Annotated in this window: 6 protein-coding genes and 1 pseudogene; 2 read left to right on the forward strand and 5 right to left on the reverse strand. The window is 58.5% G+C overall.

The genetic code is table 11. The annotated features are described in order from the left end of the window. Positions 1 to 504: 504 nt before the first annotated feature. The 5 genes and pseudogenes from DEQ92_RS19535 to DEQ92_RS19555 all read right to left on the reverse strand — a co-directional run bounded on the left by DEQ92_RS19535 (position 505) and on the right by DEQ92_RS19555 (position 6,587). Positions 505 to 1,743 carry an orc1/cdc6 family replication initiation protein gene (locus DEQ92_RS19535; protein WP_115821453.1) on the reverse strand — a complete coding sequence of 413 codons (1,239 nt, stop codon included), beginning with the start codon at positions 1,741 to 1,743 and terminating at the stop codon, positions 505 to 507. A gap of 856 nt (positions 1,744 to 2,599) precedes the next feature. Continuing rightward, positions 2,600 to 2,923 (reverse strand): hypothetical protein, encoded by a 324-nt coding sequence (locus DEQ92_RS19540; RefSeq protein ID WP_115821455.1) that lies wholly within the window; start codon positions 2,921 to 2,923, stop codon positions 2,600 to 2,602. A 196-nt stretch (positions 2,924 to 3,119) separates the two neighbouring features. Then, positions 3,120 to 3,371 (reverse strand): annotated as a pseudogene (locus DEQ92_RS19545) (hypothetical protein); the annotation flags it as partial. A 33-nt stretch (positions 3,372 to 3,404) separates the two neighbouring features. Next, on the reverse strand, positions 3,405 to 4,469 hold the full coding sequence (locus DEQ92_RS19550) for a TrmB family transcriptional regulator (RefSeq protein WP_115821457.1): 1,065 nt from the start codon (positions 4,467 to 4,469) through the stop codon (positions 3,405 to 3,407). A 108-nt stretch (positions 4,470 to 4,577) separates the two neighbouring features. Then, positions 4,578 to 6,587, reverse strand: a complete 2,010-nt coding sequence (locus DEQ92_RS19555) for a glycoside hydrolase family 15 protein (RefSeq protein WP_199522934.1) — start codon at positions 6,585 to 6,587, stop codon at positions 4,578 to 4,580. Positions 6,588 to 6,684: 97 nt separating this feature from the next. Between DEQ92_RS19555 and DEQ92_RS19560 the strand changes: the two genes are divergently transcribed. Together DEQ92_RS19560 and DEQ92_RS19565 are read left to right on the forward strand one after the other, a co-directional pair. After that, positions 6,685 to 8,175, forward strand: coding sequence for an extracellular solute-binding protein (locus tag DEQ92_RS19560; protein ID WP_115821459.1), 1,491 nt, complete (start codon positions 6,685 to 6,687; stop codon positions 8,173 to 8,175). A gap of 63 nt (positions 8,176 to 8,238) precedes the next feature. Beyond that, positions 8,239 to 9,077: carbohydrate ABC transporter permease (locus DEQ92_RS19565; RefSeq protein WP_147299509.1), on the forward strand; the 839-nt coding region annotated here is incomplete at its 3' end.

Raw genomic sequence — 9,077 nt, forward strand, 5'->3', positions numbered from 1 at the left:
CCGCAGCCCGGGCGAACGAGGGGTGAGGGCAAGCGCCCGAACGGCGAGCAGCCCGCCCGGACCGCGCAAGCGGCCACGTCTGAGCCAGCCGGCCGTCGGCGCGACCGCATCGAGGGAGCGCCGACGCAACGGCTGGTGAAGATGCAGTCAGCCCGGTTTCGGTCACGGCCCGGCTGCGGGTCGAGTGCTCGCAGGCCCGCCCTCGGGGCTGACCGGTATCGGGTGGCTGCACTTGGCCCGACCCGGCCCCGCGACCGTGCCCCGTCCGTCGCAGACGCAACGGCAGCGCGAAACGCCCGGGCCCGGCAGGAACGGCCTGCCCGCCGGAGCGCGCGCAACCCGAGCAGTCGCCCCCCAAACGTACCGACACGATTCACTTACCGAACACGTGCAGACGACTGATTGAATTCTGCTAGCCGGTCGTCAAGAACGTCGGAAACGTGGGGTCCGTTTAGGAGCAGTCCCGAAACAAGCGGTAATTGAGGGAGTGGCCTGAGTTCGAATTCAGATTGTCCGAAATTCCTCGCCAGAGTCGGGGAGGTACTCGAGAATACTCCGGTGGGCACCGAAGTCACTGATAATCGTCTGCAACGCGTCGATGACGGTTGCGATATCGCGATTGAGCTCATGCTCACGATACGTGCCCCCGTCTTGCCCTCGGTGTTCCATCTGCGAGAGCGTGAGATTGAGAATCTCGAAGTCGGAGAGGAAACTACGCATCCGACGGGCTGTGCGCGGGTCTCGGCCCCGATACTCACAGAGTTCCTTATACCGCTGATAGACAACTCGTGACCGGGCTGGCGTAGACTCCTCGGCAGCGAGCGTGGTAAGCGCGTAGAGTGTGAGTTGCTCGTGTTCGGTGAGGTCGCGCATGATGTCCATGCTCTGCTGTGCCTCGAGCTTCTCCTGGGCGCGTTCGACATGGTCGGTCGTCACTGAATCCGCGTTCTCGGTACGTGCCAGGTCACCCGCCTTCCGAAGAAGTGTAATGGCTCGTCGGGCGTCACCACCATCTTGGCGACCGAGGGCCGCACACAGCGGAATCACGCCCTCTTCGAGAGCGCTCTGGTGGAACGCGATTTCTGCCCGCTGTTCGAGGACCTTCTGGAGCTCTTCCGTACCGTACGGGGGGAACGAAATCTCGGTTTCACACAGTGACGACTGAACCTTCGCATCGAGCTGCTCTCGGAACGTCGAGTCGTTACTGATCCCGATGAGGCCGAGCTGGATGTTGTCGATGTATCCGTTGTTGTCGGCACGGGTAATCTGGTAGAGGAACGTGTCGTCCGTGATGTGGTCGATCTCGTCGAGAACGATGATCACGGTCCCCGAGAGCTTGTTGAGTTCATCCCAGAGAAGACGATAGACTTTGGATTGGGGATGGCCGGTTTCGGCGATGTGGTGCTCAGGTTCTCGGAGATTGTTCACCAGACTAATCGCCGCCTGGTAGCTCGTGCTGAGACCGTCGCAGTTGAGCGAGATGACAGAGAGGTCAACTTCGAAATGTTCCGCCGAATCCAAGAGCTCGTTCAGTAAGAAGTTCGTTACAGCGGTCTTGCCGACGCCAGTCTTGCCGTAGATGAAGATGTTGTCGGGGTACTCGCCGTTGATGATCGGCTGCAGGGCCGCTTCGTACTCCTCGATCTCGTTATCCCGCCCGACGATGTCGTCTGGAACGTACTCGACTTTGAGTGTATTCCGCCGTTTGTACAGCGTATCGTCCGGCTGAAATCGGGGAGTCATATTGTTCTCGACTGATTCAGGCTAGAATCATAACTGTTTCGACCACCGTTTCTACTATTTCCAGTATAACCGCCATGGGGCGTGAGTTCCACTATTCGATATCAACCCCGTCGTTTCCAGTCTACTGGAAGAACCTGCTCTTGATGAACAACCCCACCCCACCATTTCCAGTAAACACAGCAGATCGCGGATGACCGGCCCACCCCGTTGTTTCCAGTAATTCGCGGTAGCACCAGGTAGCGAGTCACGAGTAAGACAGACCACAGGGTTCCAGTATTTCCAGTAAACGTTTCTTTATATACTCGATAGACTCCACTGTTTCCAGTATACTCGGTCAGAACACGAACCGGTAGACTGCGGAGGGTAACAGCTGATGAGAATGACGGAACACCCCCTCCCCACTATTTCCAGTAAAACACCATGATAGAGAGCGACCTAGAAAGAAGAAACTTTAAACTAGAGAAAGATTTATATTAATAGCGTTTGAGATAGTCCGTAGGAGAGCTAGAGTGCGGTTGCTGTTGCGGTTGGTTCTAGTGAAAGAAAGCAACTCGAGAATTCGGGAGACCTTCGTCACTAGCTTTACTGGAAATAGTGGGGGGAGAGTGGGTGGCTAGAGCCGCTAGTTCCCATCGTGTAAGTGTATTAGTGGAAACGGTGGGGTCTGACATTCGTCAGACAATCTGGGTAAGTTAACCAACGTGGAGGGGAATACTGTTCATTTGTTGGTTAACAGCCAATCGTGAGTAGCATCGGCTTCTACTCGTGTTTGACGAGCGGATGAGACGAGATTACCATCCACCACACCACTATTTCCAGTAAAACACCCTCTCCCCGTCCCACCGACAAACGAGGACTAGTTATCCGAATCGACCGGTCCTTTGTACTTCGACTTTATTTTCTCTCCCTCCCTCCACTGCCAGTAGTAGTACCGATTGTCGTTGATCTCTTTCACCGTGATCGTTGCCTTCGAGGGGACGTCGTCCGGAAGGTCCTCTGGCCGCTCCTCGACTTGGTTGCTCTCTTCATTTTCCGCTAGCCGTGCTTCTCGTTCATGGTATTCCGCGAGTTCTTCGGCGAACCGAGCGACCTGTCGGAGTACCTCTGGAGGTTGGTCATCGAGCTTCGAAACGATGTCAGCTGGAACTTCGTGAGGTGGGTCTGGTGGTGAATAGGACATGGGTCAGGCTCTGTTAACCAACGTCTTCGGCCGATATCTTAGGATTGTTGGTTAAACAAATCGTCTATTGACTTGAGAGTTCCTCGATAACCGCTACTGTAGCAGCGAGTGTCTGTCGCCGGTCCTCTCGTTCTTCGATCTCCTGGTTCAACTGCCGAATCTCTGCTGAGAGTTGCTCAACTACGTCCGTCGTCTCAGGGAAACGGCCATCGGGACGAGGGACGTTCCCACTCCGAATTTCGAGATCGGTCCGCCGTAGATGCTTGCACCCACCGCTCGGGTTCCGCTTCGAGAAATCTGGACACGTACACGTCTCACTCGCAACGTCGACCTCGTAGATGTTCCCTGACTCCGACTTCACCTCGTAGATTCCTCCCTTCTGTAGTAACGAGACGTCCATCTCTTCAGTTCGAACTCGCTTAGTGTGCAACTCGAGTGTCTCTTGAGACGGCGACTAGTCGGTGAGAACGTACAGGAAACGCTATTCCTGTTCTGTATCACTGACCGAGCGGAAAATGACGCGTCGGGCCTCGAAATCCTCCAAGAACGCCTTCGAGCCGCCGACGGTAAACGTGTCGTCAGACGTCTCAACGACGAACGACTCCTGGGTCGGAAAGTCGTTCGAGAAGGGCCGGACGAGGCTCTGTTTCACCGCCACGATCGTCCCAGTAGTCGTCTCGAACGCCGCGTTACTCTGGGTGGGACGAATGTCCATCTCGGCCGTGACGACAGCACCGTCCATCAGATGTAACGTCGCGTCGAACACCGCATGGCGGAAGCTCGTGAACGTCGCCGGCAGTTGGCTTTTCGACCCAACGTGTACCTGCTCACCCATCGGCCAGTAGTTGGCGATAAATGAGTCAAACAACGAGGAGACGATATGCTCCTCGGCGTGATAGATGGCGTACTCATCTGAGTTCGAGTTCAGTATCGCATCTGCCGAGGCAATGATACCGTCACCCCGGTCAACGGTCAGCGTCACTGGCGCCGGGGCGCTCCACGTCTGGATGATACTCGCGGTCGCACCGTCGATCGAACTCGTGCCGTCGTATTCCGTGACGAGAAGCATACAAAATACTCCCCGACTCTGGGCCTCTCTGAGCGAGTCTTCGACCCGATGAAGAACCGATGCGGGAAGTGCGAGAACGAGTTCGGATTCAGCGGTGTCGATCAGCTTGTTGAGCTGAGCGAGTATCGTCCGTCGAGATTTGATGATACTGAACTTCTGCTGTTCGTAGCTCTCGGAGTCAAACAGATCCTCTAACTGGGATTCGACGGTCTGTAGTTGAGAAACGAGATTATCGATGCCCTCTGCGGGCGGAATCGCTCGTAACTGCGTCGGTTGGACGTGGTCGTCGATTTCGATGAGGTCGCGCTCCTCGAGTTTCCCGACGATATCGTACGCGTAACTCTTAGAGATGTCAGCCTCTTCGGAGACGACCCGGGTTGTCGTAGCCCCGTTACGGAGTATCGTCACGTATGCTCGCGACTCCTTGTCCGAGAGCCCGATCCGCATGAGGCTGTCCACCACCTCGTCTTCCACCATACCCAAGTGTTCGGCCAAGGCGGGGGATAAATCTTAGTATGGGAGTACAGACAGGGAGCTGTCCGGCGGGTAACCGCCTCGAACCCCGTTGTTCGAATGTAACACTCCCTACTCGGTGCGGGCACCTCGGGTGACACGGGATGCGTGCGTGGCTAGTCGAATGGCGTGGGACCAACCCAACGGCGTCGCGCTGTCCGGCGCCCCAGTGTCGAAGAACTGCTCTGGGAGGTACCCCGATGGAAGGCACAGACTGCCGTCGAGATCAATTTGGTCGAACAACTGGTCGGCCCACTTCTCGGGATCGTACTCGTCGGTCGACGAGAAGAGTCGAATCGACTTCTCGGCCGCGTACGCGCCCCAGCCAGTCGAGACGGTCCAAACCTTCTCGCTTCCCTGCCCTCGCTGCCGCCACGTATCGCCCTCGAATCGCGTGAGTCCGGAGATGTCGTCGGTCTCTTTCCAGAGCCTGGAGAACGCGGTGTGGAGATGGCGCTCAAGCCGCCGCAGTCGCGTTTCGCCGATGTCCTCGATGGCCCGGTAGGCGAGGTAGGCGTCGACGAGCGAGAAAGTCGTGCTGTCGATTCGGTCGTCCAAGTTACCGTCACCGTCGTCTAATCGGAGCGCGTAGATTCCCTCGTCGGCGGCCCACGCCATATCGAGCGCGTCGAAGACCTGCGTTGCCCGCGTAGCTGCGCGCTCTCTGGTGGCTGCATCGCACGTGACGGCCGCAATCGTACTGTAGGCCTGAACGAACTTCGCGGCAGTGTGCGTGAAACGACCATTCGTATTCTCCCACGCGTTTTCGCATATCGTCGGAAAGCCATCGTCTTCCAGCGAACTGTCGAGCCCGCCGACTCCCGACTGTAACGCGTTCTCGATGGCCTCAACGGTGACGTTTCGGAGCGACTGTCGGTACGCCGAGAGATACTCGGCGAGGAAAACGAGGACGCTCGCAGTCTGGTCGGCTTGGTACTGCGTTTCCGTGCCCTCGATGTGGCCGTTCGCCCATCCCGGCGCAAGCCGGCCGTTCATCGGCCACACCCGGTGAGGCCACCGGCCGTCAGGTAACTGTGTCCGCAAGTAGAACTCGGCGCTCTGTCGATGTATCTCGGCTGCATCGAACCCGAGCGACTCGTCGGCTTCCAAGAGAAACGTCGAAACTTCTCCGTCGTCTCGGAACCACGTGTAGCCGTAGCCGCCGGAGTACTGGTAGTATGGGTCGAAATCCGGTCCCGCAATTCGGGCCCCAGTCGGTGCGGAGAGTAACTCAAGGACCGAAAGGTCAGTCGCGACGAGTTGGTCCGTGACCGTGGGGTACTGTCCTGCCTGCCGTGCCGTCGCGAGGAGCGCGGCTGAATCGCTGTTAGTTCGTCGCGTTCGGGTCGCGACCGCAGAGAGCGCATCCGAGCGCGACTGCGTTCCGATGTCCGACAGCAGGGTGACGAGACTGGTTTCACCCTCCTCGAAAGCGACGCGGACTCCAACACCGCCGGTGAGGCGGCTCTCCTCGTACTCTTCGGACGCGCCGAACTCCGGAAACGACCGCGATTCCGCGGCGAGTATCTCGTCGAACCGTTCGAGTACTTGGGGCGTACACTCCACGAACTCGGTCGAGGTGCCGAGATAGTCGTGTTCGCGGTTGTGATACACCTCGACGGCCTCGTCGTGGATTAGCTGCCCGACGCGCCCGTCTCGACCTTCCGGGCTGATCTCGACAAACCCGACCAGTTCGATATCTTCCGGTGCACCGTCGCCAAGCTCAAACGCCGTCGTGTGCGTGAGCCCGTCAGTAACGTCGCGTTGTATCACGTCGAATCCATCGAGACGGTGCGTCGTCTCGACGAGCGAGCGGCCCGCTCGGTACGTCTGGCTCCCCGTGTCGAGCGCATCGAACCACTCGACTGCGTCACCGACACGGACGCCGAAGCGTGAGGACACGATGCCGCTGAATCCCGAAAGTGGGTACGAGTAGTCTCGGAGCGACCCGGCTGGTGAAACGTGAACGAGGCGTTGGTCCGACCCGCTGAATCTGCCTTGCTGCGTACGCCGTTCGCCCGGAAATACGTCGGTTGCGTCTTCGTTCTGCTTGTAATCGTCGAGTGACCGTCGGAGTCCCATACACCTACTGGCCACAGAGTTCAGATAAAGTTCTTGTGATATCTCAAATCTAATCCCTAAAGTATAAGTGGCCCTATTTTGATGAACAATTCGGACGATGACAGCGAACCCAGAGACGAGCAAGAGGACGAAGAAGAGCGTCTCACGACGGCGGTTTATCGCCGCTGCAGGTGCGACGGGAGTCACAGCGGGCCTCTCCGGCTGTGCGAGTATGTTTGGTAACGGCTCCGACACCGGTGCACAGGTCGGTGAGTCTGAAAGCGGCGGAACGACCGTCGTCTGGGGCTTTGACGCGACTGTCGCACAGGACCACGCGGACCAGCTCCGCACTGCGCTACACGAGAAAGGAGGGCTCTCGGACGACATCCGCGTCGAGTTCCAGCCGGGCCAGCCGGACAGCGGGAAGCGTCGCTCGACGTACAACCGGTTGTTGAGCTCTCAGGAGACGACGCCGGATATGTTCATGATGGACAACGGCTGGGTGAACATCTTCATCCAGCGAGGACAACTCGCTAACCTCTCGGAGGTGCTCCCCGAAAGTGCGCTTTCGACCATCGAAAGCGAGTACTTCGGCGGGTTCACCGAAACGGCCATCGACCCCGCCAGCGGGGACCTGTTCGGTGTTCCGCTGTACCCCGATTACCCGACGATGTTGTACCGGAAAGACCTCGTCGAAGAGGCGGGTTACAACCCGACCGAGGAGAACTGGGCCACCGAGCCGATGACGTGGAAACGGTGGTCGAACATCGCTGCCGAGGCACAGGACGTCTCGGGTGTCGATTACGGCTTTACCACCCAGTGGGATATCTACGTCGGGACCGCCTGCTGTACCTTCAACGAGGTGCTGTCTTCGTGGGGCGGCGCCTACTTCGGTGGTCGCGAGAACCTGTTTGGCCCCGTCGGCGAACGACCCGTCACCGTTGACTCGGACCCGGTCGTCAACTCGTTGAATATGATGCGAAAGTTCGTCCACGACGAGAGCTTTGACGGGCAGTTCAGCGACTACGGCGGCGGCTTCACGCCGACGAACATCCTTGGGTGGATCGAAGACAGTTCGCTCGCACCGTTCGTCGACGGAAATGCCGTATTCCACCGCAACTGGCCGTACGCGATTAACCAAGCAGCATCGGAGTTCGGTGACGACCTCGGGACGATGCCGCTTCCCTACGGCGTCCCCGAAAGCGAGGCGCAGTTCCCCGGAACCGGTGGGTCCACCTCCGCACTCGGTGGCTGGCACATTACTGTCAACCCGAACAGCCAGAAGCTCGACGCTGTCACGCAGGTCATCCAAGCGTCGATGCGCAAGGAGTTCCAGCTGTTCCTCCTAGAGGTCGAGGGATGGCTACCGCCACGGGCGAGCCTATTCAACTCCGAGACGGCTTCGGAGCTCGAACCGACCGGCGACTACATGGACACGCTCCGCGTCGCCGGTGAGAACACGATGGCTCGACCGGTTACGTCCGTCTGGAACAACCAATCGAGCAAAATCGCAGAACAAGCGAACCGTGCGGTCGGACAAGAGGTGTCGTCGGCCGAGGCGATGGCGACGCTCCAATCCAGCCTCGAAGAGACTGAGAGAAGCAACTGACGAGCTGAGAGCTCCACACTCAACAGATCAAACCATGAGTCCCACACCTCTCGGAGGGATAGTATGAGCGCCGATACGGCTGCGGAGCCGGCACGTGAGTCACGGCAGTCGGGGCCAGTCGTCGTCTTCTTGCGGTGGCTGGAGAACCTGAGCGACACGCAGTACGCGTACCTACTCCTGACCCCAGTATTCGTCCTGCTTGGTATCGTGGCTATCTACCCACTCTTGCGGACGTTCGAGCTGTCACTGTACGCCGTCTCGACTGACCTCTCCAGTGTCCGTTTCGTTGGTCTCGACAACTACGTCGCGCTGTTCACCGGAGAGAAAAACCGGTTCCTCCCCGGTGGAACGACGTTCCTCCCGACCGGATTCGACGCCGCGAGTCTCCTCGATAGCGCCCTCGTAATAACCCTCATCTTCGCCGTGGCCAGCGTATTGTTCGAGACCCTCATCGGACTGGGTCAAGCGCTCGTCTTAGATCAAGACTTCTACGGCCGGCGGTGGGTCCGTGCGGCGATTATCATTCCGTGGGCCGTCCCAATCGTCATCCAGGGGATGATGTTCTTCTTGATGTTCGACTCGAACGTCGGATTCGCGACGCCGATTCTCGCCGACCTCGGAGTAGTGGCACCAACCAACACGCTGAACGATACGGTCAGCGCGACGTTCATCATTATCGTCGCTGACATCTGGAAGACCTCGGCGTTCATGGCGCTACTCATCCTTGCCGGGCTCCAGAGCATCAATCGTAATCTGTACGACGTGGCCCGCGTCGCCGGTGCGAGCAAGTGGCAGCAGTTCAGATACATCACGCTCCCGCTCATCCTGCCGACCATCGGAGTTGCAGTATTATTCCGCTCGGTGCAGGCGATGCGCGTGTACGGTATCATCGATACGGTCTC

The sequence above is a fragment of the Haloferax sp. Atlit-6N genome (assembly GCF_003383195.1).
GTDB classification, from domain to species: Archaea; Halobacteriota; Halobacteria; order Halobacteriales; family Haloferacaceae; genus Haloferax; species Haloferax gibbonsii.

Excerpts from the sequence above, each read along its gene's own strand:
- DEQ92_RS19535 (WP_115821453.1), bottom strand. The coding sequence starts at position 1,743 with ATGACTCCCCGATTTCAGCCGGACGATACGCTGTACAAACGGCGGAAT.
- DEQ92_RS19540 (WP_115821455.1), bottom strand. The coding sequence starts at position 2,923 with ATGTCCTATTCACCACCAGACCCACCTCACGAAGTTCCAGCTGACATC.
- DEQ92_RS19550 (WP_115821457.1), bottom strand. The coding sequence starts at position 4,469 with ATGGTGGAAGACGAGGTGGTGGACAGCCTCATGCGGATCGGGCTCTCG.
- DEQ92_RS19555 (WP_199522934.1), bottom strand. The coding sequence starts at position 6,587 with ATGGGACTCCGACGGTCACTCGACGATTACAAGCAGAACGAAGACGCA.
- DEQ92_RS19560 (WP_115821459.1), top strand. The coding sequence starts at position 6,685 with ATGACAGCGAACCCAGAGACGAGCAAGAGGACGAAGAAGAGCGTCTCA.